This is a genomic window from Caulobacter ginsengisoli (assembly GCF_030814835.1).
GTDB classification, from domain to species: Bacteria; Pseudomonadota; Alphaproteobacteria; order Caulobacterales; family Caulobacteraceae; genus Caulobacter; species Caulobacter ginsengisoli.
The window spans coordinates 220,202-242,122 of record NZ_JAUSVS010000005.1; the positions used below are offsets into that span (position 1 = coordinate 220,202).

Annotated in this window: 23 protein-coding genes; 11 read left to right on the forward strand and 12 right to left on the reverse strand. The window is 69.8% G+C overall.

The window, feature by feature from the left end; translation table 11 throughout:
• Window positions 1-20 precede the first annotated feature (20 nt).
• Together QO010_RS14280 and QO010_RS14285 are read left to right on the forward strand one after the other, a co-directional pair.
• Window positions 21-938, forward strand: a complete 918-nt coding sequence (locus tag QO010_RS14280; RefSeq protein ID WP_307350184.1) for an ABC transporter ATP-binding protein — start codon at window positions 21-23, stop codon at window positions 936-938.
• A complete protein-coding gene (locus QO010_RS14285) occupies window positions 935-2,209 on the forward strand; it encodes an ABC transporter permease (RefSeq protein ID WP_307350186.1) in 1,275 nt (424 codons plus the stop codon). The genes QO010_RS14280 and QO010_RS14285 overlap by 4 nt, the downstream gene beginning before the upstream one ends.
• A gap of 246 nt (window positions 2,210-2,455) precedes the next feature.
• Here QO010_RS14285 and rpsU read toward each other — a convergent pair whose 3' ends face one another.
• A complete protein-coding gene (rpsU, locus tag QO010_RS14290) occupies window positions 2,456-2,698 on the reverse strand; it encodes a 30S ribosomal protein S21 (RefSeq protein ID WP_307350397.1) in 243 nt (80 codons plus the stop codon).
• Window positions 2,699-2,864: 166 nt separating this feature from the next.
• Between rpsU and QO010_RS14295 the strand changes: the two genes are divergently transcribed.
• Entirely contained in the window at window positions 2,865-3,515 is a 651-nt protein-coding gene (locus QO010_RS14295; protein WP_307350188.1) for a COQ9 family protein, read from the forward strand.
• Between the two features lie 178 nt (window positions 3,516-3,693).
• Here the strand turns inward: QO010_RS14295 and QO010_RS14300 are convergent, their stop codons facing one another.
• The 3 genes from QO010_RS14300 to purE are packed head-to-tail and all read right to left on the reverse strand — an operon-like array spanning window position 3,694 to window position 5,590.
• Complete coding sequence (locus QO010_RS14300; RefSeq protein WP_307350190.1) at window positions 3,694-4,014, reverse strand: hypothetical protein; 321 nt, start codon at window positions 4,012-4,014, stop codon at window positions 3,694-3,696.
• Complete coding sequence (locus QO010_RS14305; protein ID WP_307350192.1) at window positions 4,014-5,102, reverse strand: 5-(carboxyamino)imidazole ribonucleotide synthase; 1,089 nt, start codon at window positions 5,100-5,102, stop codon at window positions 4,014-4,016. The genes QO010_RS14300 and QO010_RS14305 overlap by 1 nt, the downstream gene beginning before the upstream one ends.
• Window positions 5,102-5,590, reverse strand: coding sequence for a 5-(carboxyamino)imidazole ribonucleotide mutase (gene purE, locus QO010_RS14310; RefSeq protein ID WP_307350193.1), 489 nt, complete (start codon window positions 5,588-5,590; stop codon window positions 5,102-5,104). The genes QO010_RS14305 and purE overlap by 1 nt, the downstream gene beginning before the upstream one ends.
• Before the next feature lie 128 nt (window positions 5,591-5,718).
• Here purE and QO010_RS14315 point away from each other — a divergent pair, with 128 nt between their 5' ends.
• Window positions 5,719-6,438: a GGDEF domain-containing protein gene (locus tag QO010_RS14315; RefSeq protein WP_307350195.1), complete on the forward strand. Its 720-nt coding sequence runs from the start codon at window positions 5,719-5,721 to the stop codon at window positions 6,436-6,438.
• A 183-nt stretch (window positions 6,439-6,621) separates the two neighbouring features.
• On the opposite strand, the gene serA is transcribed toward QO010_RS14315, so the two are convergent.
• The 4 genes from serA to QO010_RS14335 are packed head-to-tail and all read right to left on the reverse strand — an operon-like array spanning window position 6,622 to window position 10,831.
• Window positions 6,622-8,196, reverse strand: a complete 1,575-nt coding sequence (serA, locus tag QO010_RS14320; protein WP_307350197.1) for a phosphoglycerate dehydrogenase — start codon at window positions 8,194-8,196, stop codon at window positions 6,622-6,624.
• Between the two features lie 19 nt (window positions 8,197-8,215).
• Window positions 8,216-8,932 (reverse strand): enhanced serine sensitivity protein SseB C-terminal domain-containing protein, encoded by a 717-nt coding sequence (locus QO010_RS14325; protein ID WP_307350199.1) that lies wholly within the window; start codon window positions 8,930-8,932, stop codon window positions 8,216-8,218.
• Between the two features lie 4 nt (window positions 8,933-8,936).
• On the reverse strand, window positions 8,937-9,656 hold the full coding sequence (locus QO010_RS14330; protein ID WP_307350200.1) for an enhanced serine sensitivity protein SseB C-terminal domain-containing protein: 720 nt from the start codon (window positions 9,654-9,656) through the stop codon (window positions 8,937-8,939).
• A 2-nt stretch (window positions 9,657-9,658) separates the two neighbouring features.
• Entirely contained in the window at window positions 9,659-10,831 is a 1,173-nt protein-coding gene (locus QO010_RS14335; RefSeq protein WP_307350201.1) for a phosphoserine transaminase, read from the reverse strand.
• A 200-nt stretch (window positions 10,832-11,031) separates the two neighbouring features.
• On the opposite strand from QO010_RS14335, the gene QO010_RS14340 reads away from it, so the two are divergent.
• Together QO010_RS14340 and QO010_RS14345 are read left to right on the forward strand one after the other, a co-directional pair.
• The gene (locus QO010_RS14340) at window positions 11,032-11,937 is read left to right on the forward strand and encodes a DMT family transporter (protein ID WP_307350202.1); all 906 of its coding nucleotides are present in this window, start codon (window positions 11,032-11,034) and stop codon (window positions 11,935-11,937) included.
• A 95-nt stretch (window positions 11,938-12,032) separates the two neighbouring features.
• A complete protein-coding gene (locus QO010_RS14345; protein ID WP_307350203.1) occupies window positions 12,033-14,024 on the forward strand; it encodes a TonB-dependent receptor in 1,992 nt (663 codons plus the stop codon).
• 70 nt (window positions 14,025-14,094) lie between these two features.
• On the opposite strand, the gene QO010_RS14350 is transcribed toward QO010_RS14345, so the two are convergent.
• Both QO010_RS14350 and QO010_RS14355 read right to left on the reverse strand, forming a co-directional pair.
• A complete protein-coding gene (locus QO010_RS14350; RefSeq protein ID WP_307350205.1) occupies window positions 14,095-14,556 on the reverse strand; it encodes a hypothetical protein in 462 nt (153 codons plus the stop codon).
• A 72-nt stretch (window positions 14,557-14,628) separates the two neighbouring features.
• A complete protein-coding gene (locus tag QO010_RS14355; RefSeq protein WP_307350206.1) occupies window positions 14,629-14,970 on the reverse strand; it encodes a hypothetical protein in 342 nt (113 codons plus the stop codon).
• 155 nt (window positions 14,971-15,125) lie between these two features.
• Here QO010_RS14355 and QO010_RS14360 point away from each other — a divergent pair, with 155 nt between their 5' ends.
• Together QO010_RS14360 and QO010_RS14365 are read left to right on the forward strand one after the other, a co-directional pair.
• Complete coding sequence (locus tag QO010_RS14360; protein ID WP_307350208.1) at window positions 15,126-17,024, forward strand: ATP-binding protein; 1,899 nt, start codon at window positions 15,126-15,128, stop codon at window positions 17,022-17,024.
• A 138-nt stretch (window positions 17,025-17,162) separates the two neighbouring features.
• A complete protein-coding gene (locus QO010_RS14365; protein WP_307350209.1) occupies window positions 17,163-17,495 on the forward strand; it encodes a hypothetical protein in 333 nt (110 codons plus the stop codon).
• 278 nt (window positions 17,496-17,773) lie between these two features.
• Here the strand turns inward: QO010_RS14365 and QO010_RS14370 are convergent, their stop codons facing one another.
• The gene (locus tag QO010_RS14370; protein ID WP_307350211.1) at window positions 17,774-18,589 is read right to left on the reverse strand and encodes a PhzF family phenazine biosynthesis protein; all 816 of its coding nucleotides are present in this window, start codon (window positions 18,587-18,589) and stop codon (window positions 17,774-17,776) included.
• Between the two features lie 85 nt (window positions 18,590-18,674).
• Between QO010_RS14370 and QO010_RS14375 the strand changes: the two genes are divergently transcribed.
• Genes QO010_RS14375 through QO010_RS14385 form a run of 3 tightly spaced genes read left to right on the forward strand, consistent with a single transcriptional unit; the run spans window position 18,675 to window position 21,462 of the window.
• Window positions 18,675-20,024 carry an aminotransferase-like domain-containing protein gene (locus QO010_RS14375; RefSeq protein WP_307350213.1) on the forward strand — a complete coding sequence of 450 codons (1,350 nt, stop codon included), beginning with the start codon at window positions 18,675-18,677 and terminating at the stop codon, window positions 20,022-20,024.
• Window positions 20,024-20,479, forward strand: coding sequence for a GNAT family N-acetyltransferase (locus QO010_RS14380; RefSeq protein ID WP_307350215.1), 456 nt, complete (start codon window positions 20,024-20,026; stop codon window positions 20,477-20,479). The genes QO010_RS14375 and QO010_RS14380 overlap by 1 nt, the downstream gene beginning before the upstream one ends.
• Before the next feature lie 41 nt (window positions 20,480-20,520).
• Complete coding sequence (locus tag QO010_RS14385; RefSeq protein ID WP_307350217.1) at window positions 20,521-21,462, forward strand: hypothetical protein; 942 nt, start codon at window positions 20,521-20,523, stop codon at window positions 21,460-21,462.
• Here the strand turns inward: QO010_RS14385 and QO010_RS14390 are convergent.
• Window positions 21,430-21,918, reverse strand: coding sequence for a DUF4262 domain-containing protein (locus QO010_RS14390; protein WP_307350218.1), 489 nt, complete (start codon window positions 21,916-21,918; stop codon window positions 21,430-21,432). The two genes, QO010_RS14385 and QO010_RS14390, sit on opposite strands and share 33 nt — an antisense overlap.
• Window positions 21,919-21,921: the final 3 nt, after the last annotated feature.

Sequence of the window (21,921 nt, forward strand, 5' to 3'; positions counted from 1 at the left end):
CGATTGATTCGGGAGGTCGCTTGGACGCCGCTCTGCAACTCGACGGGGTGACCAAGCGCTACGGCGCCTTCACCGCCGTCGACGATCTCAGCTTCGCCGCCCGGCGCGGCAAGATTCTGGGTTTCCTCGGCCCCAATGGCGCCGGCAAGACCTCGACCCTGCGCATGGTCCTGGGCCTGGCCGCCCCGACCGCCGGCAGGATCAATGTCCTGGGCGCCGCCGACGGCCGGGCCGTGCGCGAGCGGATCGGCTTCCTGCCCGAGGAGCGCGGCCTCTACCGCCGCATGACCCCGGTCGACGCCATCGTCTTCCTGGCCGGGCTCAAGGGCGTGCCCACGGGCGAGGCCCGCCGCCGGGCCATGACCCTGCTGGAGGCCCAGGGCCTGGGCGACGCCGCCAAACGCCAGATCCGCCACCTCTCCAAGGGCATGGCCCAGAAGGTCCAGCTGATCAGCGCCATCGCTCACGAACCCGAGCTGGTCATCCTCGACGAGCCGTTCAGCGGCCTCGACCCCGTCAACCAGCAGGCGCTGGAAGGCGTCATCCGGGGCCTGGCCCAGCGCGGGGCCACGGTGGTCTTCTCCACCCACGTCATGCAGCACGCCGAGCGGCTCTGCGACCACGTCGTCCTGCTGGCCAAGGGCCGCAAGGTGTTCGACGGCGACATCGAGGCCGCCAAGGCCCACGCCCCCCGCGCCCTGGTGCTGGAAGGCGCCCTGGACGAGGCGATGGTGGCGGCCCTGCCCGGCGTGGCCCACACCCATGCCGAACCCCTGGAGGCCGGCCAGCGGGTCACCGCCGCCCTGGCCCCCGGCGCCAACGGCCAGGCGGCGCTGAAGGCCGCCTTCGCCCAGGGCCTGGACATCGTCCGCTTCGAGCTCAAGGAGCCCAGCCTGCATGAGGCCTTCATCGTGCTGACCGGCGGAGACGAGGCATGAACCGGCTGCTGCGCATCGCCCGCCGCGAATACGTCGCCTATGTCCGCACCGTCGGCTTCTGGCTGTCGATGATCATGATGCCGCTGGGCTTCGGCGTGGCCTCGACCCTGCCAGCCATGATGGCCCACAACACGCCGGTGCCAGCCCTGGCGGTAATCGACCTGACCGGCGGCGGCTATGAAGCGGTCATCGCCGCCGATCTGGCCAAATCCAAGGGTAAGCCACCCGCCCAGCTGGTCCCTCTCCCCATCGCTGCGCCCGCCGACCCGGCCCAGGCCGCCAAGCTGCTTCGGCCCTGGCTGACCGGTGACCGCCTGCTGCCCGGCAAGCGCAAGCTCGAGGGCGTGGCCATCCTGCACGGCTCCGGCGAGGCGGTGGCCGTCGACCTCTGGAAGGCCAATGTGCTGAACCGCGACCTGGATCGGGCCGTGCGGGGCGCGGTCACCGATGAGCTGCGCCGCAAGCGTCTGGCCGCCGCCGGGGTCGACGCCGCGACGCTGCGGGCCGCCGATGCGCTGGAACCGAAAATGACCGCCTATTCCGCCAAGGCCTCGGGCAAGGTCGCCCTGCGCGACCGCCTGCCCGGCATCGTCGGCTTCGGCTGCGCCATGCTGCTGTGGTCGGTGATCATGACCGGGGCCGGCATCCTGCTGAACAGCGTCATCGAGGAGAAGTCGAGCCGGGTGCTCGAGGTGCTGCTCGCGTCCGCTTCCGTGCCCGAGATCATGTTCGGCAAGATCCTGGGCGTCGCCGGGGTGACCTTCACGGTGATGGGAGTCTGGCTCAGCGTGGCGGCGACCCTGCTCGTCTCGCTGGCGCCCAATATCGCCGCCGATGTCGGGGCGGTGCTGGCCGGCCATGGCCTGGTCTTCTATTTCGCCTTCTACCTGGTCGGCGGCTATCTGATGTACGCCGCCATCTTCACCGCCGTGGGCGCCTTCTGCGAGACCACCCGCGAGGCCCAGACCCTGCTGGGCCCGGTGATGCTGATCCTGATCATCCCCATCGTCTTCCTGACCCAGGCCATCCAGCACCCCGATTCGCCGGTCCTGGCGGCCCTGTCCTGGATCCCGCCCTTCACGCCGTTCCTGATGACCGCGCGGGTGGCCAGCGAGCCGCCCTGGTGGGAGATCGCGGGCACGGGGCTGCTGATGGCGGCCACCGTCGCGCTGGTGGTGTGGATCGCCGGCCGGGCGTTCCGGGCCGGGGCGCTGTCGACGGAGAAGGTGGACTTCAAGGGGCTGGTGGCGCGGCTGAGAAGGGCAGATTGAATCTTGTTTCTCCCTTCCTCCTCGATGGAGGAAGGGCGGGGATGGTGGTGGTGGCAGTGCGTTTCCGGAAGCACGCGGGGAGGCGACCACGCCACCCTGAGTTCATCCCCTAACGCCGAGCGCACACCACCAACCCTGCCCTTCCTCCATCGAGGAGGAAGGGTTCCAGATCGCGAACCACCGCCCATGCGAAAAGGCCGCCCTGTTGCCAGGGCGGCCCTTCAAATCTTCAGCCGAAGCTAGACCCTATGCCCCGCGGGGCGCGGGCTTCTTCGGGGCGGCGATCAGGCCTTCGCGCTGCAGGCGCTTGCGGGCCAGCTTGCGGGCGCGGCGAACGGCTTCGGCCTTTTGACGGGCGCGCTTCTCGGAGGGCTTTTCGTAGTGCACGTGCCGCTTCATCTCGCGGAACGAGCCTTCGCGCTGCATCTTCTTCTTCAGCGCCTTCAGCGCCTGGTCGACATTGTTGTCGCGGACGAAAATCTGAACCAGGGGTCTCTCTCCATCGGCTGCCCGCCGCGTCCCTTTGCGCCGGGCGGTCGAAAACAAATTGGCTTGGCCTGAAAGCGAGCTTCCACACCGAGCGGCGGCTGATAGCAGAGGGCGCTGGCCTTGTCTATCGGCGACGGGCGCGAAAGGGCGGTATAGACTGAAGGTCATGGCCGACACGACGATAGATGACGACTCCTGGGCGCAGGCCACCGAGCAGCGCATCCTGGACGAAGCCCTGCCGCTGGTCCCCAACCTGGGCTGGAGCCGCATGACCCTGGCCGCCGCCGGGAGGGCGGCGGGCCTGAGCGAGCCGGAAGTCGACCTGCTGCTGCCCAACGGGCCCCAGGACCTGGCCGCCCTGCTGTCGCGCCGCCATGACGCCGCCGCCCTGGCCAGCCTGCCCGACGCCGGCGGCCTGAAGATCCGCGAGCGCATCCGCATCGGCGTCATCGCCCGCCTCGACGCCGCCGCCGCCGACCGCGAGGCGGTGCGCCGCTGGGCCGGCTTTCTGGCCCTGCCGATGAACCTCACCCTGGCCGGCCGGCTGATCTGGGAGACCGCCGACGGCCTCTGGCGCTGGGCCGGCGACACCGCCACCGACGAGAACCACTACAGCAAGCGGGCCATCCTGGCCGGGGTGCTGCTCTCGAGCCTCGCCGTCGACCTGGCCTCGGGGCGCGAGGCGGCCCTGGCCAATCTCGACGCCCGCATCGAGAACGTCATGGCCTTCGAGAAGTGGAAGGCGGGCCTCAAGCCGGCCGATTTCGCCAAGGATGTCGCCGGGGCGCTGGCCCGGATCCGCTTCGGCCGGGCCTGATTCCTCCCACCTAAATTCCGTCATGGCCGGGCTTGTCCCGGCCACCCATAGACTCGGCGCGTCAAGGCGCTCTCGGACAGGACCGCCGCCAACCCCAATTGCCCGTGTCTATGGGTCGCCGGGACAAGCCCGGCGATGACGGTTGAAGGGTGGTTTGAAATTTGAATGTCGGCCGGGCCTAGAAGTCGGCCAGCAGCTTCCAGACCAGCCACTGCACCGGGTAGCCGAGGACCAGCACCCCGGCATAGCTGACGCCCAGCCATAGCCAGGCGGGCCGGAACCGGCCGTCCTGGAATTGGCGCACCGCCGCCGGGGCGGCGAACATGATCAGGATGACGGCCAGCGCCTGCGGGGCGATGCCCAGCAGCCCCCGCCATTCCACATGCCGGGCGGTCAGCGCCATCTGCAGAAACTCGAGTGGCTGCAGGCTGAACCAGAGGATCATCAGGCCGCAGCCCAGGACGCCGATCCAGAAGGCGACGCTGTTCAGCCAGCGCATTACCCCCGCTCCAGAGGCCGCACCCGGTTGACGTGGCCCATCTTGCGCCCAGCGACCATCTCCCGCTTGCCGTAGAGGTGCAGCCGGGCCTCCGGATCGGCGGCCAGGCGCGGCCAGTCGGCGGCCTCCTCGCCCAGCAGGTTGGTCATCTCCACATGGCCGGTGGCGGCGGTCGAGCCCAGGGGCCAGCCGGCGACGGCGCGGATATGCTGTTCGAACTGGTCGGTGACGCAGCCGTCCTGGGTCCAGTGGCCGGTATTGTGGACGCGGGGGGCGATCTCGTTGACCACCAGCCGGCCGTCGGTGAGCTGGAAGAGCTCGATGCCGATCACCCCGACATAGTCGAGCGCCGCCATCACCTGGGCGGCGATGCGCTCGGCCTGCTCCAGGGTGGCCGACCCGACCGGGGCCGGAGCGCTGGTGCGGCGCAGGACGCCGTTCTCGTGATGGTTCTCGGCCAGGGGAAAGAGGGCGATCTCGCCGTCGCGGCCCCGGGCGGCGATCACCGACAGCTCGCGCACGAACTCGGCCCGGGCCTCCAGTATGGCCGGGGCGCCGTCCAGCCGCGCGAAGGCGGCCGGGGCGTCGGCGGCGTTCTCGACCCAGGTCTGGCCCTTGCCGTCATAGCCGCCCCGGCGGGTCTTCAGCAGGGCCGGGGCGCCGATCTCGGCCAGGGCGATAGCGAGCGCCTCGGCGCTGTCGATGGCCGCGAAGGCCACGGTGGGGGCGCCGGCGGTGTTCAGGAAGGTCTTCTCGTCGACCCGGTCCTGGGCGACGGCCAGGGCCCTGGGATCCGGCGAGACCGTCACGTTGAGCGCCGCAAGTTGTTCGACCGCGGCGGCCGGCACGTTCTCGAACTCGTAGGTGACGACGTCGACCAGTCGGCTGAGGGCCTTCAGCGCCTTGGGGTCGTCATAGGTCGCCACGATGGTCTTCTTGACCACCCGCGAGGCCGGCGAATCCTCGTCGGGGGTGAGGATGACGACGTCGAGGCCCAGCTTGGCGGCGGCCAGGGCCAACATGCGGCCCAGCTGGCCGCCGCCCAGGATGCCGATGGTCGAGCCGGGGGGAAGGGGGGAATCAGCCATCAGTCCTCGACCGTCTCGGCCACCCCGGCGGTCTGGGCCGCCCGGTGCGCCGCCAGCCGCTCGGCCAGGGCCGGATCGGAGAGGGCCAGGATCTGGGCCGCCAGCAGCCCGGCGTTCTTGGCCCCCGCCAGCCCGACCGCCAGGGTGCCGACGGGCACGCCGGCCGGCATCTGGACGATGGAGAGCAGGCTGTCGAGGCCGTTCTGCAGCTTGGATTCCACCGGCACCCCCAGCACCGGCAGCTCGGTCATCGAGGCCGTCATGCCGGGCAGATGCGCCGCCCCGCCGGCCCCGGCGATGATCACCTTGAACCCGGCCGCCTTGGCCCCCTTGGCGAAGGCGAACATGCGGTCGGGGGTGCGGTGGGCCGAAACCACCTTGGCCTCGTACGGAACGCCCAGGGCGTCCAGGCTCTCGGCCGCGCCCTTCAGGGTTGGCCAGTCGGAGCGGCTGCCCATGATGATGGCGACGGCGGGGGTCTCGCTCATCGGTTCGGCATTCTCTTTGCGGAGAGGGGCGTCGAAAGGTCGCCTTGTATAGGCGCCGCTTGTCGGGGAGCAACCGATAGGTCAGATTCGCAGGCAGGGCTGGGGTAAATGATGCGATTGATTCTGCCATGAAGGTCACCGGCGCCAGGGCTGAGACGTTTTCAGCGATGCGTAAACGCGCCCTGACCCAGGCCGGCGTGCAGGTCACCGGCGGCGTCGCGCCGGCCGATAAGACCGCCTTCCTGGGCCTCACCGAAGCCGACCTGACCCCCGCCGTCCAGGGCGCGCTGAAGACCCTGCTGAGCGAGATCGACGACCTGCGCGGCGAGGTCGGCCGGCTGAAGGCCCGCCTGTCGGAGGTCGAGGGCCTGGCCGACCAGGACAGCCTGACCCCCCTGCTCAACCGCCGGGCCTTCATGCGCGAGCTGGGCCGAATCTCGGCCTTCTCGGCCCGCTATGGCTCGCCCGCCAGTCTCGCCTATTTCGACCTCGACGGCTTCAAGGCCGTCAACGACCGCTTCGGCCACGCCGCCGGCGACCAGGCCCTCAAGGCCGTGGCCGACCGCCTGCTGGCCAATGTCCGCGAGAGCGACATCGTCGGCCGGTTGGGCGGCGATGAGTTCGCCGTCATCCTGGTCCAGGCCGACCAGGCCACCGCCGAGGCCAAGGGAGAGGCGCTGAAGCGGGCGATAGAGACTCATCCGGTGGAGCTGGGCGACTGGTCGGCGCCGCTGCATGTCACCGTCGGGGTGCGGGAGATCGAGCCGGGGGCGGATCCGGAGACGGCGCTCGCGGAGGCGGACGCGACGATGTACGTCCGCAAGCGGATCAAAAAAGAAGACACCTGAAATCCTCCCCCGGAGGGGGAGGGGGACCATGCGGAGCATGGTGGAGGGGGTTTAAGCTACATCCAGGCGTCAGGAGAGAACGCGGCCGATAAGCTGCGGGCCCGCGAGAAAAGGGGGTTGTAGAGGCAACCCCCTCCACCACGCCTTCGGCGCGGTCCCCCTCCCCCTCCGGGGGAGGATTTTCTAAAAGCCCAGAACCCTGACTTCCTTCACATGCGGCAACGCCTGGATCTTCGCCAGCACCGGCTCGCTCAGCATCTGGTCGATCCCCACCAGCGCGATCGCGTCGTCCCCCGCCGACACCCGGCCCAGGTTGAAGGTGGCGATGTTCACCCCCGACTCCCCAAGCATCATGCCCAGCGCACCGATGAACCCCGGCTTGTCCAGGTTGTTCACATAGAGCATGGCCGGGCTGAACGGCGCGTCCAGCTCCATGCCCTTGACCTCGATGATCCGCGGCACCCCGCCGATCACCGCCCCGGCATAGGACTTCTCGCCCGCGTCGCTGGTGATGGTGATGCGCATCAGGCTGTCATAGACCGGCGACAGCTCCTGTTTGGACTCCTGCACCGTGACCCCGCGCTCCTTGGCCACGGCGGGGGCGGAGACCATGTTGATCTCGGCCAGCATCGGGCGCAACACCCCGGCCAGAGCGGCGGCGGTCATCGGCTTGACGTTCAGCTTGGCGACCTCGCCGATATAGGCGACCTCGATGGCCTTCAGACCCGGATCGACCATCTGGCCGGCGAAGGCGCCCAGCTTTTCGGCCAGGGCCACGAAGGGCTTGAGCTTGGGGGCCTCGTCCGCCGTGATCGAGGGGCTGTTGAGGGCGTTGGAGACCGCCCCGGTCAGCAGGTAGTCGCTGATCTGTTCGGCCACCTGCAGGGCGACATTCTCCTGGGCCTCCAGGGTGGAGGCGCCCAGGTGCGGGGTGGCGACGAAGTTCTCGGCCCCGAACAGCGGGTTCTCCTTGGCCGGCTCGGTGACGAAGACATCGAAGCCCGCCCCGCCGATATGGCCGCTGTCCAGGCCCGCGCGCAGGGCCTCCTCGTCGACCAGGCCGCCGCGGGCGCAGTTGATGATCAGGACGCCCTTTTTGGCTTTGCCGAGGGCCTCGGCCGACAGGATGTTGCGGGTCTTGTCGGTCAGCGGGGTGTGCAGGGTGATGACGTCGGCCCGGGCCAGCAGCTCGTCCAGCTCGACCTTCTCGACCCCCAGCTCGACGGCCCGCTCGGGGCTGAGGAAGGGGTCGAAGGCCACCACCTTCATCTTCAGCCCGATGGCCCGCTCGGCGACCAGCGAGCCGATATTGCCGCAGCCGATCAGGCCCAGGGTCTTGGCGAACAGCTCCACGCCCATGAAGCGGTTCTTCTCCCACTTGCCGGCCTGGGTGGAGACGTCGGCGGCGGGCAGCTGCCGGGCCAGGGCGAACATCATGGCGATGGCGTGCTCGGCCGTGGTGATCGAGTTGCCGAACGGGGTGTTCATGACGACGACACCCCGGGCCGTGGCGCTGGGGATGTCGACATTGTCGACCCCGATGCCGGCCCGGCCGATGACCTTCAGCCGCTTGCCGGCGGCCAGCACGTCCTTGTCGGCCTTGGTGGCCGAGCGGATGGCCAGGCCGTCATAGTCGCCGATGATCTTGAGGAGCTCGTCCTTGGTCAGGCCGATCTTGACGTCGGCCTCGACGCCGCGCTGGCGGAAGATCTCCACGGCGGCGGGAGACAGCTGGTCGGAAATCAGAACGCGGGGCATGGGAGGAAACCTTTTGGATCTAGTGGAGGGCGGCGCGCGGGGCGCGCTCGGCAAGGATGGCGAGGCCGGTCCGCAAGGGGCTGTCGGCGGTCTCGATGGGCATGACGTCGAGCGACTGGTCGCTGAAATCGTAGTCCTGAACGGCGGTGGCGATGGCCGCCTGGACCTCGCCCCAGGAGCCGTGGCTTTCGACGCCGAGCAGCCAGGTCGGGGCCGCGCGGCCCTCGCGCTGGGCCAGCATCAGGTAGGCGGCGGTGACCTGGAGCAGGGGCTCGAGACCCCTCTGCAGCCGTTCGATGAGCGCGACGGGCTTGTCGAAGGGCAGGCCCAGCTCCAGCCGGCTGGGCCGGGGGGCGATCTCGGGCCGGCCGCCGGCCAGCAGGGCGGTGACCTCGGCCGGGCTGAGCACCACGGTGTAGTCGCCGCCCGGATTGATCTGGAACGGCCCGGGGGCCAGCCAGTCGAACAGGGTGCGGCCGTCCTTGACCATGATCAGGGCGGCGGGGCCATAGGCCGCCACCACCCGCTCGGGCGCGGTGAAGAAGGCCACCGCCATGGTCCCGTCGGGCTGGGGCGCGGCCCGCAGGCCGGGCATGTGGCCCTGCGCGTCAGGCGGGCCCATGGGCGAGACATACAGCTTCTCGGTCAGCAGCCGCTGGCCGAAGGCGACCCGGCGACTGGGGTCGGCGACGGCCTCGGCCAGCCGCCGCTCGATGAGGTTCAGGGGCTCGAACATCAGCTCACCGCCGCATCAGGTTGACGAAGCCGTGCGGCTTGCGCGGTTTGACCACCGCGATCTCCAGGCGGAGGACGTCGGCCAGGTCCGACTTTTCCAGATCGACCAGCTGCAGCGGCCGGTCGAAGTCATAGCCCTGCACGGCCTTGTCGACGGCGGCCTGGACCGCCGACCACAGGCCGACGCTGCGCACGCCCAGCAGCCAGGCCGAACCGGCTTCGCCCGGCCGCCAGGTCACGGCCAGGAAGGCCTCGGCGACCTCGGTCAGCGGGTCCAGTTCGATGTTGAGGCGATTGACCAGCTCGACCGGCGTGTTGGCGGGCCGCCCCACCAGCACGTCCGCCGCCGGCGGCGGCGGCCGGTTCAGCAGGGCGGCCACCTCTTCCCGGGTGATCAGCAGGTCGGGAACCAGGCCGGGATTGAGCGCCAGGGGACCGGGCGCCAGCCATTTGAGCAGGGCGTGGCCGGCCCCGGCCAGCAGCGGCGCGCCGTCGGCCAGGGCCTCGCTGACCCGCTGAGGCGCGGTGAACAGTCCGGCGGCCTCCTGGCCCGAGCTGAGGCGCACGCCATAGACGGCGCCCAGCCCCTGCGACTCCTCCGGCGGGCCCAGGGGCGAGACATAGAGGACGGCGCCAGGCAGGGCGTTCAGCAACTCGGCGCGGCGCGCCGGGTCGCGCGCCGCCTCGACCAGGCGGCGTTCGATGGCATTGAGCGGCTCTATCATGATCAGGCCGCCGCCAGTTCGGCGCTCACTGTGGAGAAGGCCCAGTCCAGCCAGGGGGTCAGGGCCTCGACATCGGCCGTCTCGATGGTCGAGCCGCACCAGATGCGCAGCCCCGGCGGCGCATCGCGATAGCCGCCGATGTCATAGGCCGCGCCTTCCTTCTCCAGCAGCGAGGCCAGCTTCTTGGCGAAATCGGCCTGGGCGTCGGCGGGGAGGGCGGTGATCTTTGGGTCGACCACCTTGAGGCAGACGGAGGTGTTGGAGCGGGTCTCGGGCGCCTCGGCCAGGAAATCGACCCAGGCGGTCCTGGCGACCCAGGCTTCCACGGCGGCGAAGTTGGCGTCGGCGCGGGCGCGCAGGGCCTCCAGGCCGCCCATATCCTTGGCCCAGAGCAGGGCGTCCAGATAGTCCTCGACGCACAGCATCGATGGCGTGTTGATCGTCGCGCCCTCGAAGATCTCGGCGTTGATCTTGCCGCCTTTGGTCAGGCGGAACAGCTTGGGCATCGGCCAGGCGGGGGCATAGCTCTCCAGCCGCTCGACCGCCCGGGGGCTGAGGATCAGCATCCCATGGGCCGCCTCGCCGCCCAGCGCCTTCTGCCAGCTGTAGGTCACGACATCGAGTTTCGGCCAGTCGAGCGCCTGGGCGAAGGCGGCGCTGGTGGCGTCGCAGAGGGTCAGGCCTTCGCGGTCAGCGGCGATGAAGTCGGCGCCCGGGACCCGCACGCCCGAGGTGGTGCCGTTCCAGGTGAACACCAGATCGGCGTCGGGGCGGACCTGGGTCAGGTCGGGCAGGGCGCCGTAAGGGGCGTCCAGCACCTGCACGTCGGGCAGCTTGAGCTGCTTGGTGACGTCGGTCACCCAGTCCTTGCCGAAGGATTCGAAGGCCAGCAGCTGTACGGGGCGGGGGCCCAGCAGCGACCACATGGCCATCTCCATGGCCCCGGTGTCCGAGCCCGGCACGATGCCGATCAGGTAGTCGTCCGGGACCTGCAGTACGATGCGGGTCTGGTCGATGGCGGCCTTGAGGCGCGCCTTGCCGGGCTTGCCGCGGTGCGAGCGGCCCAGCACGGCATTCTTCAGTTGTTCGGGGGTCCATCCGGGGCGCTTGGCGCACGGGCCGGAAGAAAACTCGGGTCGAGCGGGCTTGATAGCCGGCTTGGCGAAGGTCGTCATAGCGATGTCTCCCATCCTTGCAGATGGACTGCATCCCGTTGGGGGGATGTGGCCCGCGCCCGAAGAACCAAAGTTTGCCGCGCCGCACAAGGGGAGATTTTCTGAAGCGGCTTGGAGTTGGGTCTGGGGACGGACTTCAGAAACCAGGATTGATCGAGCCGCAGGGCGACAAGCCGGGCGGCGCGCCCTAACAGGGCGCCATGAACGGGGCGCGAGATTCAAAGGCCGGCAGTGACTGGCTGGTGCTGGCGGCGCTGGTCGTCGCCTGGGGTTCGGCCTTCGCGGCCCTGAAGATCGCCGTCCACGACTTCCCGCCGGCCTGGAACACCGTGGCGCGGCTGTGGGTGGCCACCGCCACCATGCTGATCGTCGCCCTGGCGCGCGGCGAGCGGCCGCCGCGGTTCAGCCTGGCCAAGGACAGCCCCTGGCGGGCCTATGCCTGGGTCGGGTCGGTGGGGCTGGCCATTCCGTTCGTGATGTTCGCCTTCGCCGCCACGCGCCTGCCCTCGGCGGTCAACGCCATCTGCAACGGCGCCTCGCCGCTGTTCACCGCCGCCCTGGCCCAGCTGCTGCTGGCCGACGAGCGGCTGGGGTGGCGGAAGTTCGCCGGGGTGGGGCTGGGCTTTGTCGGTCTGGTGGTGCTGGTGGCCCCGCGCCTGGCGAGCGGCGGCTCGCTGGAGGCCCTGGCGCTGGCCAGCGCCATCTTCGGCGCCTTCCTCTATGCGGTCTCCAACATCATCACCCGCAAGGCGCCGCCGGTCAGCGCTCTTTCCGGCGCCCTGATGATGTGCTCGGTGGGGGCGGTGCTGGCCACGATCTGGGCCGTCGCCACCACGCCGCTGCCGCCCATGCCCTCGGCCGAGGCCTGGGCGGCGGTGACGGCGCTGGGGGTGTTCTCCAGCGCGCTGGGCAGCGTCGGCTATGTCTATCTGGTCCAGCGCCGGGGGCCGGTGTTCATGAGCATGTCGATCTACCTGGCGCCGCTGTGGGCCACGGCCCTGGGCGTGGCGGTGCTGGGCGAGCGCCCCGGCTGGCCGGCCTATCTGGCCCTGGCGTTGATCCTGGCGGGGGTCGGTCTGACGACGACGCCGGCGTTCAGGCGCTAAGGCTCATTCCAGATCGGAGCAATGCGATCCGCGCCTTGACGAGATGAGATGTTATATCATAACTCTTCCTCAGCTCAGTTCGCAGGGGATCCAGCATGGCTCGTCGCCGCCTTCTCTTTTCCACCGCCATGATGGCGGCGTTCGCCGCCTCGATCGCCCATGCGGAGGCCGCCGCCCCCACCGATGTTTCCGAGGTGGTGGTCACCGCCTCGCCCATCGCGGGGGACCCCGACCGCTTCGCGACTATCGTCAACCAGGTGAGCCGCGACGAAGTGCTGAGCAACGGCGGGGCGAACATCGCCGACTCCCTGCGCGACACCCCCGGGGTCGCGGGCACCGGGTTCGCCTCCGGCGCCAGCCGCCCGGTGATACGGGGCATGGACGCCCAGCGGGTGAAAATCGTCGAAAACGGGGAGTCGAGCTCGGACGTCTCGGATGTGGGCCCCGACCATGGGGTGCCGATCGATCCTCTGGCCGCCCAGGATATCGAGGTGGTTCGCGGCGCCGCCACGCTCCGCTACGGCAGCCAGGCGATCGGCGGCGTCGTCAACACGATCAACAACCGCATCCCGCGTCAGCCGACCGACAGCCTCGGCGGAGAAGCCGCGCTCGGCTACGACTCGGTCTCCAGCACGGGGGAAGGCTCGGTCCTTCTCGATGGTGGCGGCGGCCCCTTCGCCTTCCACCTCGACGCCTTCGCCCGTCGCGCCAGCAACTACGACACGCCGCTCGGAACCCAGGACAATTCGTTCTTCCGGGGCAGCGGCTATTCGGGCGGCGCGTCGTACTTCTTCGGCGACGACAGCCGGGTCGGCCTCTCCTTCACCAACTACCAGGCGAAATACGGCATCCCCGCCGACGACACCTTCATCGACATGCGCCAGAACAAGGGGGCTTTCGGCTCCTCGTTTAGGATCGACGCCGGGCCACTGCAGCGGGTGAATGTCGATGTCAGCTATGCGGACTACACCCACAGCGAGATCGACCCGGTCGGGCCCGCGGTGCTGTCCACCTTCAACAACCGGGAATGGGACGGACGGACCGAAGCCCTGTTCGGCCCGATGGGCCCGCTCTCGGCCGCGGCGCTTGGCCTGCAGCTGCAGGACCGCAAGTTCGATGCGCTGGGCGAGGGCGCGGACTATCTGTTGCCGACCCATACCCAGAGCGCCGCCGGCTTTGCCTTCGTCGAGGCTCCGTTCGGCGGCTTCCAGTTGCAGGGCGCCGTGCGGATCGAGGGCGTCCGCATCACCGGAACGCCGGCCTCGGGCATTCCCGCCAGGCTGGACTTCACGCCGGTGAGCGTGTCGGCCGGCTTCACCTACGACCTTACCGACAGCCTGCGCCTGGGCTTGACCGCCTCCAGCGCCGGTCGCGCGCCGGCGCAGACGGAGCTGTTCGCACGCGGCCCGCATGACGGCCCGCAGACCTTCGAGACCGGCAACCCGTTCCTCAAGATCGAACGCGCCAATTCGCTCGAAGCGACGGCCAGATACCGCTTCGGTTCCAAGGGTCGCATCGAGGCGTCCGTCTGGGGAACGCAATTCAACGGCTACATCTATGGCGCCCTCACGGGCCGCACCTGCGATGAGCTCGGGGTTTGCGCCTTTGGCAGTCCGGAGGTGCTCAAGGAGCTGAACTACGGCCAGCGGGACGCGCAGTTCTGGGGCGTCGAGCTGAAGGGCGCGTTCCCGCTCGCCCAGACCGGGGGCGGTGAGCTGGCGTTCAACGTGCTCGGCGACTATGTGCGGGCCCGCTTCGACAACGGCGGCGGCGATGTCCCGCGTATCCAGCCGGGACGCTTTGGCGGCGGGCTCAGCTGGACCAGTCCGTCGCTCGATGCGAACTTCCTGGTCCTGGCCGTGGGGTCGCAGGACCATGTCGGCGTCGCCGATTCCCCGACGGACGGCTACACCTCGGTCGACGCCCAGATCGCCTGGCGGCCCCTCCAAGGCTCCCGCAAGTTCGAGGTGCTGCTGGTCGGGCGCAACCTGGCGGACGAGACCATCCGCAATGCGACAGCCCTCAACAAGGACGACGTCGTCATGCCGGGCCGGGATATCCGCCTCGTACTGCTGACCCGGTTCTAGTCGCCGGCTGGCCGGCCGAGCGGCCCTTTGAGCATGGCGTCGCGGGGAGGAGCGGCGCCAGGCGCAGTCCTTATGGAGCGGCGGGCGTTGTCTGGGCCTCGGCCTTGCGCCGGGCCGCCACCCGCCGGCGCATGGCTACGATGCCGCCGCCCAGCAGGCAGGCCATCAGGCCATAGGTGTCCAGGTTGTTGACCCAGCCGTAGAACAGGTCGTGCGGTTTCTCGATGACGAAGTAGTAGGCGTGCAGGCTGAACTGCACGCCCTGTAGAAGCATCACCGCCGCCAGCCAGAGCGAGGCGTAGCGCAGGGCCACGGCCAGGAAGCCGAAGGCCAGCAGGCCGTCGTTGATCAGCATGGGCACCGCCCCGGCCTCGCGGCTCAGGGTGTGGTCGATCAGCCAGGCGATGATGGAGGAGATCAGGAACATGGCGCCGGACAGGCGCACAGGACGGTCGCCCTTCCACCAGGCAAAGGCCGCGACGGCGATCAACGCCGGCCAGGCCAGGTAGATTACGACGTTGTGCCCCAACATAACTTGCGCCTCTAACCGGAATTAGAGGCGCAAGGGAGTTAAACTATCGCAACCTTTGTCGGCTGGTCGATTTCAGCCGACCTGACGCAGGTCGTGATGCCCCGTTTTCGGGGGGGTGTCGGGCAGCTTGTCGTCGAGGCCGCCCATCGTGGTCCGCAGGCCCATGCGCAGGCGCACGTCGTTCAGTTCGCCATGCATCTCGACCATGGCGGTCCGGGCGGAACCCAGAGCGGCAATGGCTTCGACCAGCTTGGCCTGGGCCGAGTCACCGACAACAGCCGACAGACCGAGGTCGCGGCGTGAAGTGACCATTTCCATCATCAGTTCGGCGGCCTCAAGCATGGCCGCATCCACTGCCTTTTCAGTTGCAAACAATTTCTTTGCAACGCGCTTAGCTACAAAAGCTTTTTCCACTTCAACCTCCATCAGCCCGCAGGCAGACAGATAGTAAACGATTTCTTAATCGCCCAAAAGGTGAATAGATGGTTAAAATGTCGCAGGTTGCGAAATATTAGGAAGACTGCGCGATAACGGCGAATTCCTAGTCTCGGGATTCTCCTCTGGCGCGAATGATCGACACCGATCCCACAACCGACCACGCGCCGTTCCAGGCGCGCATCGCCAGTGTGGCGCTGATCACCACGGTCATCGTGCTGGTCGCCGCCTGCGCCAGCTTCCTGCTGCAGCAATGGGCGGTGTCGGGTCAGGAGACCCGCGCCAACCAGGCCGCGATCAACCGGGTGATCGCCCAGATCGCCGCGCCGGCCCTGGCCCGGGGCGACACCGCCGCCGCCCGCCGGGCGGTCGACGCCGTTTCCCTGGCCCCCAATGTCGTCGCCGTCAGCCTGACCGACAGCCGCGGCCGGCTGATCGCGGTCAAGCAGGCCCAGTCCGGCAAGGCCGCCGTGCCCGCGCCCAACAGCGAACAGACCCTGCAGACCCCGGTCACCCTTGACGGGCGCTCGCTCGGGTCCCTGGTCACCACGATGCAGCCGCCCAGCCTGACGGCGCTGCTGCCGCGCTTCCTGGCCCTGACCATGGCGCTGTTCTTCGGGGCGGCGGGCCTGGCCCTGTTCCTGGCGCGCCTGCTGTCCCGCCGGGTCATCGCCCCGGTCAACCGCCTGTCGGCCGCCATGGGCGAGGTCGCCGCCAGCGGCCGCTTCACCCCCGTGGCCGAGGACGCCGACGACGACCTGTTCCGCAGCCTGGCCCGCAGCTTCAACCATCTGCTCAGCAAGCTGGACGCCAACGACCGCGCCCTGCGCCTGACCATGGAGGACCTGGTCATCGCCAGGGACCAGGCCGACAGCGCCAACGTCGCCAAGTCGCAGTTCCTGGCCAATATGAGCCACGAGATCCGCACGCCGCTGAACGGCGTGCTGACCATGGCCCATGTCATGGATCGCGGCGATCTGTCCGACAAGCAGCGCGAGCGGCTGGCCGTCATCCGCAATTCCGGCGAGGTGCTGCTGTCGGTGCTCAACGACGTGCTCGACCTCTCCAAGATCGAGGCCGGCCGGCTGGACCTGACCGAGCAGGACTTCTCGCTCGACGACCTGGCCGAGGGCTCGCGCGCCGCCCATACCCTGCTGGCGGTCGAGAAAGGCCTGCAGCTGGACCTGGCCGTCGACCCCGAGGCGGGCGGCATCTGGCGCGGCGACGCCGACCGCCTGCGCCAGATTCTCGGCAACCTGCTGTCCAACGCCATCAAGTTCACCGGCAAGGGCCAGGTCAGCGCCCGGTTCTCGGCCCTGCCCAGCCGCGGGCTGCGGCTGGTGGTCCGCGACACCGGCATCGGCATCGCGCCGGAGAAACTGCCCACCCTGTTCGACAAGTTCACCCAGGCCGACAGCTCCACGACCCGCCGCTACGGCGGCACGGGCCTGGGCCTGGCCATCTGCCGCGAGCTGGCCCAGCTGATGGGCGGCACCGTGCGGGCCGAGAGCGTCGAAGGCCAGGGCTCGACCTTCACGGTCGATCTGCCGCTGGCCCGCGGCGTCGCCCGTGTCCAGGCGCCGGTGTCCGAGCCCGCCGCCTCGCCGGCCGACCACCGGCTGCGCATCCTGGCGGCCGAGGACAACGCCACCAACCAGCGCGTCCTGCGTGCGGTCATGGAGCCCCTCGATGTCGACCTCGAAATCGTCCCGGACGGCAAGGCCGCCGTCGAGGCCTGGCAGGCCGGCCAGTACGACCTGATCCTGATGGACATCCAGATGCCGGTGATGGACGGGGTCGCCGCCGCCCGCGCCATCCGCGGCGCCGAGGCCGCCGACGGCCGCCGCCGCATCCCCATCCTGGCCCTGACCGCCAACGCCCTGGTCCACCAGGTCGAGGAATACCTGGCCGCCGGCATGGACGGCCATGTCTCCAAACCCATCGAGCTGGCCCGGCTCTACGCGGCCATCGACCAGGCCCTGGTCCCCCCATCGGAGACCTCGTCCGAAGCGCCGGCCGCCCGGGTCGCCTGAGGGCGTCCGCCCCGTCCCCGCGACACCCTGCCACATGAACGCCGGACAACGCGGCGCTCAGAACCATTTCAGGCCCCAGGTCGTTTCCTGCTCAGGTCAGCCGCGCCCAGCGGTCTGAGTTTCAGCAAGGAGCCGAGCATGAAGAAGATCCTGATCGCCGCGGTCGCCGCTATGACCGTCGGCGCCACCCTCGCCGCTGGGGCCGCCCAGGCCGCCCCCTGGACCCCGATCAACGCCCGCCAGGCGATGCTCGAACAGCGCATCAACATGGCCCAGCGCAGCCACCGCATCTCGTACCGCGAAGCCCAGGGCATCCGCGCCGAGTTCCGCCAGATCGCCCGCCTCGAATACCGCTATCGCCGGACCGGCGGCCTGCAGAACTGGGAACGCGCCGACCTGGACCGCCGCTTCGACGCCCTGTCCATGCGGATCCGCTACGAATCCCGCGACCGCGACGGCCGCCGCTGGTAGCTCCAGCCCCGACCCGTCCGAAACCCCCGCCGGCGACGGCGGGGGTTTTGTCATGGTAACTCCGCCCCCGTAGGGGGCGGACGGCCCGCCCGAGGCGCGCTTGCAGCGCGCCCGTGGCCGGCCAGGTGGGGGTGTTCGGGCAAGGGCTGGGAATAGCCGGCTTCGGCAGGGCTGACTGCAAGACACCCGGCGTCAGACCGGAGAGTCCCAGCCTTTGCCCGAACACCCCCTCCGGATCGCGCTCTGGCGCGATCGTCCTCCCCCTACGGGTGAGGAGTCTAAACCCGCAGCACGCTCTCCACGACGGTCACCGCCCGCCCGCGCAGCAGCACGCGGTCGCCACGATGCTCGCAATCCAGCTCCGCGCCCCGGCCCGGATAGGCCTGGAAGAATTTTAGCGCCGGCCTGCCGAGCTTCTGGGCGAATAACGGGGCCAGAATGCAATGCGCCGAACCCGTGGCCGGGTCCTCCGGAATGCCTGAACCCGGCGCGAAGAAGCGGCTGACCACGTCGAACCCCGAGCCCGCATCGGCCAGGGCCGCCACCGAGATGTTGCCGCGCCCGCCGCTGGCCTCGCCGGCGATGGGCTCCAGGGCGGCCAGGTCGGGGGTCAGGTTCCGCACCGTCGCCTCGTCCTTGAATACCGCCACCAGATAGGGGCCGGCCCAGACCTCGTCCGGCTGCGCGCCCAGCGCCTCGGCCAGCCCGGCCGGGACATCGGTGCGATGCGGCGGCTGGGCCGGGAAATCCATCTCAAAGCCGCCGTCCAGCCGCCGCACGGTCAGCTCGCCCGACTGGCGGGTCACGAAGGTCAGCAAATCGGTCTGGGCGCCCAGCTCGGCGAACAGTGCATGGGCGCTGGCCAGGGTGGCGTGGCCGCAGAGCGGCACCTCGACCTTGGGCGTCCGCCAGCGCAGGCCGAACCGGGCCGGATCCTCGGTCTTCAGCAGGAAGGCGGTCTCGGCCTGGTTGTTCTCGGCCGCCAGGCTGTGCATCCAGCCGTCGTCCGGCCAGGCGGCGAACGGCTCGACCACGCAGGCGGGATTGCCCCGGAAGGGGGCGGAGGCGAAGGCGTCGATGGTCCACTGGCGCATGGCCGGCTCCTCAGGCTTGAGACAATGGCTCAATGCATCGACACAATTGTTGATTCAATTCTTTTATTGTCCTAGTGCCAATATCATGTGGCAACCCTCCCTCGGCGAAACCAGCCAGCCGTTGTTCCAGGCCCTGCTGGGCGTGCTGGGCGATGACATCCAGGCCGGCCGTCTCAAGCCGGGCGACCGCCTGCCGCCGCAGCGCGAACTGGCCCACCGGCTGGGGCTGGGGGTCGGCACGGTGACCCGGGCCTATGCCGAGGCCGAGCGGCGCGGGCTGATCCAGGGCGAGGTCGGCCGGGGCAGCTTCGTCGCCGGCCGCCCCGAGGCGGGCGCCGGACCCATCGACCTGGCCCGCAACCTGCCGCCCCTGGCCGCCGCCCGCCGCGCCCTGCCGGCGGCGCTGGACCGCCTGGCCCGCCGCCGCGATCTGGGCGACCAGCTGGGCTATGCGCCGGGCGCGGGCGACGAGGCCGCGCGCCGCGCCCTGACCGCCTGGATCCGCCGCACCGCCCAATGGGCCGACTTCGATGGCCGGCGGCTGGTCATCTGCGCCGGGGCCCAGCAGGGGACCGCCCTGGCCCTGGCCGCGACCTGCCGGCCCGGCGATCTGGTGCTGGCCGAGTCAGCCACCTTCCATGGGATCAAGGCTATCTGCGCCCAGGCCGGCTATCGCCTGCTGGCCGGCGCGATGGACGGGGAGGGGCTGACCCCGGAGGCGCTGGACGCCGCCGCCGCCCAGGGCGCCAGGGCCGTCTACCTGCTGCCGGTGCAGAACCCGACCGCCCGGGTGATGGCCACGGCGCGGCGGATCGAACTGCTGGCCATCGCCCGCCGCCGGGGCCTGGCGGTGATCGAGGACGACCTCTACGCACCGTTCGCCGCCCTGCTGGGCCGCCCGCCCCTGGCCGCCCTGGCGCCCGACCTGGTCTGGTATGTCACCAGCCTCTCCAAGACCCTGGCGCCGGGCCTGCGCACCGGCTGCGTGGTCGCCCCCGACGATGCGGGCCAGGCCCGGGTGCTGGAAGCCCTGCGCGCCATCGCCTTCGGGCCGCCGGTGTTCGGCCCCCTGGTCGCCGCCGACTGGATCGACAGCGGCGAGGCCGACGCCATCCTGGAGGCGACCCTCGCCGAGCTGACCGCCCGCGCCGACCTGGTCCGCGCCCGGCTGGGCCTGGCGGTGGAGGCCTCGCCCATGGCCGCCCCGCCGCATCTCTGGCTGCCGATGAACGAGCTGGACGCCGAGCGGGTCGCCGGCCGGGCCCTGCGGCTGGGCGTCGAAGTCACCCCGCCGCGCGCCTTCTTCCAGGACGGCTGTCCCCCCACGGGCCTGCGCCTCTGCCTGGGGGCCGAGCCGGACCGCGACCGCTTCCAGGCCGGGCTGGACCGGTTGGCCCAGGCGCTGGGGCCGGACGAGCACCGCGCGGTGGTGTGATGGCGGTCTTCGAACTCGACATCGACGGCCACCGCCTGAGCGACGACCGCCAGGGCTTCGACCTGGACCTGGCCTATGACTGGATCGCCCGCCAGGCCTACTGGGCGACCGGCATCCCCCGCCCGGTCTTCGACAAGGCCATCGCCCACAGCCTGGTCTTCGCCGCCTACGCCCCGGACGGCGCCATGGCCGCCATGGCCCGGGTGATCACCGACCGGGCGACCTTCGGCCTGCTCTGCGACGTCTTCGTCGATCCCGAGCGGCGCGGCCGGCGCCTGGGCAAGGCGATGATGACCTATTTCCACGCCCATCCGGACCTGCAGGGCTTCCGCCGCCGCCTGCTGGCCACCGCCGACGCCCACGGCCTCTACGCCCAGTTCGGCTTCAAGCCGCTGGGCCGTATCGAGCGCTGGATGGAGATCCACGACCCGGACGTCTATCGACACCCCTCCTAATGCAGGGTGCGGCCGGCACTGATCCTCGTCAGATTGGCGGCATGAGCCTGGACCTCAACTTCGGCAAGCTGCTGGGCTTCTCCGCGCTGCTCTGGCTGGTGCTGATCGTGGCCCTGCTGGCCGATCCCGGCGCCTGGACGGCCTGGCAGGTCACCGCCTTCTTCGTCTTCCCTGTGATTTGCACGGCCATCCTCTGGGCCATCGCGCGGCGCGACTGGCGGCTGGAGGCCATCCCCCACGGCCTGATCCACCACACGCTGGGCCGCACCGAGCGGTTCGACTGGCGGGCCATGGGTCCGTTCACCGTCAAGGGCCTGCCGATCGGCCCGAAGGTTCTGGAATTCCCTTATCCCGCCCAGGCCGACGGCTCGGGACCGCCGCGCCGCCTGCTGCTGGTGTTCGGCGACCAGTCGGGCGCCCAGACGGCCGTCACGCTGGAGCGCTTCCGCCGGCTCTATCTGCGGGCCCCGCAGGCGCCGGAACCGGTCGACGCGACGATCCGGCTGGCGATGTCGTGGTTCAGACTGTTCATGCTGCTGCGGCCGGCCTTTCTTGTAGTGGGGATCGGCGCCGGCGCGGCGATGACCTGGCTGCCAGGCGTGGATGTGCGGCTGCTCCTGTTCGGTGTCATCGTCTTGAGCGTGGCGGCCGTGGCGCTCGTGGCGCGCCTGCACAGCCTGACTCTGGGCGACCATGCTCTGGTCCTCACAGGCTGGGGCCGGGAGACGGAGATTTCCTGGATCGCCATCGAGGAAGTCAGGCTCGTCACGGGCGGCGTCTGGCCCTTCCGTCTGCCGGTGCTGGCCCTGACCTGGCGCGGCGACGCCCCGCCGTTCCACAAGACCCGGATCGGCGATCTCTACGGCGACTGGCGGCTGGAAGATCTGCTGCCCCTCATCGACGAGCGCCGCATCGCCGCCTTCGAGGCGATCAACGCCGACGAGCCGCCGTCAGCCCAGCCCACCCCAGTTTCCGGTCGATAGATCCGGCTGCGGGCCAGCCTGCGCGTCCGGGCTCCAAGGGAATCGGCCCTCGCGATCGGACCAGATCAGCTGCAGGCAGGGAAAGTCGTCGCCGTTATAGAACCACCGGTTCCAGCCCAGATATTCCCGATAGTGATCGGTGGAGACGGGCAGCAGAACCGCTTCTGCATTGGCGAACACCTCGCTCGTCGGCCGACTGACCGGCGGCGGACAGCCGGACTTTATGGCTCTGTAGATATCCCAGAGCACGTCATGCCGGGTCTGCTGATTGAGGCCGATGAAGAGGATTTCCGGGTGGCCTGATCCCGACCAGAAGCCCGTGGTGTAGGAAAAACCCGGTCCCTCCTCATCGTCCAGAATGGCGGTGTCGAACCAGCCGTGCTCACCGATGACATCCAGGAACCGTCGTTCCTCGTCGTCCAGACTCTGCGGGTCGAGATCGAAAGCGGTCCGCAAAGG

Coding starts and splice junctions, on each gene's coding strand:
- QO010_RS14325 (WP_307350199.1), bottom strand. CDS start 8,932: ATGTTCGAGCCCCTGAACCTCATCGAGCGGCGGCTGGCCGAGGCCGTC.
- QO010_RS14345 (WP_307350203.1), top strand. CDS start 12,033: ATGGCTCGTCGCCGCCTTCTCTTTTCCACCGCCATGATGGCGGCGTTC.
- QO010_RS14375 (WP_307350213.1), top strand. CDS start 18,675: ATGTGGCAACCCTCCCTCGGCGAAACCAGCCAGCCGTTGTTCCAGGCC.
- QO010_RS14360 (WP_307350208.1), top strand. CDS start 15,126: ATGATCGACACCGATCCCACAACCGACCACGCGCCGTTCCAGGCGCGC.
- purE (WP_307350193.1), bottom strand. CDS start 5,590: ATGAGCGAGACCCCCGCCGTCGCCATCATCATGGGCAGCCGCTCCGAC.
- QO010_RS14315 (WP_307350195.1), top strand. CDS start 5,719: ATGAAGGTCACCGGCGCCAGGGCTGAGACGTTTTCAGCGATGCGTAAA.
- QO010_RS14340 (WP_307350202.1), top strand. CDS start 11,032: ATGAACGGGGCGCGAGATTCAAAGGCCGGCAGTGACTGGCTGGTGCTG.
- serA (WP_307350197.1), bottom strand. CDS start 8,196: ATGCCCCGCGTTCTGATTTCCGACCAGCTGTCTCCCGCCGCCGTGGAG.
- QO010_RS14295 (WP_307350188.1), top strand. CDS start 2,865: ATGGCCGACACGACGATAGATGACGACTCCTGGGCGCAGGCCACCGAG.
- QO010_RS14305 (WP_307350192.1), bottom strand. CDS start 5,102: ATGGCTGATTCCCCCCTTCCCCCCGGCTCGACCATCGGCATCCTGGGC.
- QO010_RS14285 (WP_307350186.1), top strand. CDS start 935: ATGAACCGGCTGCTGCGCATCGCCCGCCGCGAATACGTCGCCTATGTC.
- QO010_RS14335 (WP_307350201.1), bottom strand. CDS start 10,831: ATGACGACCTTCGCCAAGCCGGCTATCAAGCCCGCTCGACCCGAGTTT.
- QO010_RS14365 (WP_307350209.1), top strand. CDS start 17,163: ATGAAGAAGATCCTGATCGCCGCGGTCGCCGCTATGACCGTCGGCGCC.
- QO010_RS14350 (WP_307350205.1), bottom strand. CDS start 14,556: ATGTTGGGGCACAACGTCGTAATCTACCTGGCCTGGCCGGCGTTGATC.
- QO010_RS14370 (WP_307350211.1), bottom strand. CDS start 18,589: ATGCGCCAGTGGACCATCGACGCCTTCGCCTCCGCCCCCTTCCGGGGC.
- QO010_RS14300 (WP_307350190.1), bottom strand. CDS start 4,014: ATGCGCTGGCTGAACAGCGTCGCCTTCTGGATCGGCGTCCTGGGCTGC.
- QO010_RS14330 (WP_307350200.1), bottom strand. CDS start 9,656: ATGATAGAGCCGCTCAATGCCATCGAACGCCGCCTGGTCGAGGCGGCG.
- QO010_RS14385 (WP_307350217.1), top strand. CDS start 20,521: ATGAGCCTGGACCTCAACTTCGGCAAGCTGCTGGGCTTCTCCGCGCTG.
- QO010_RS14380 (WP_307350215.1), top strand. CDS start 20,024: ATGGCGGTCTTCGAACTCGACATCGACGGCCACCGCCTGAGCGACGAC.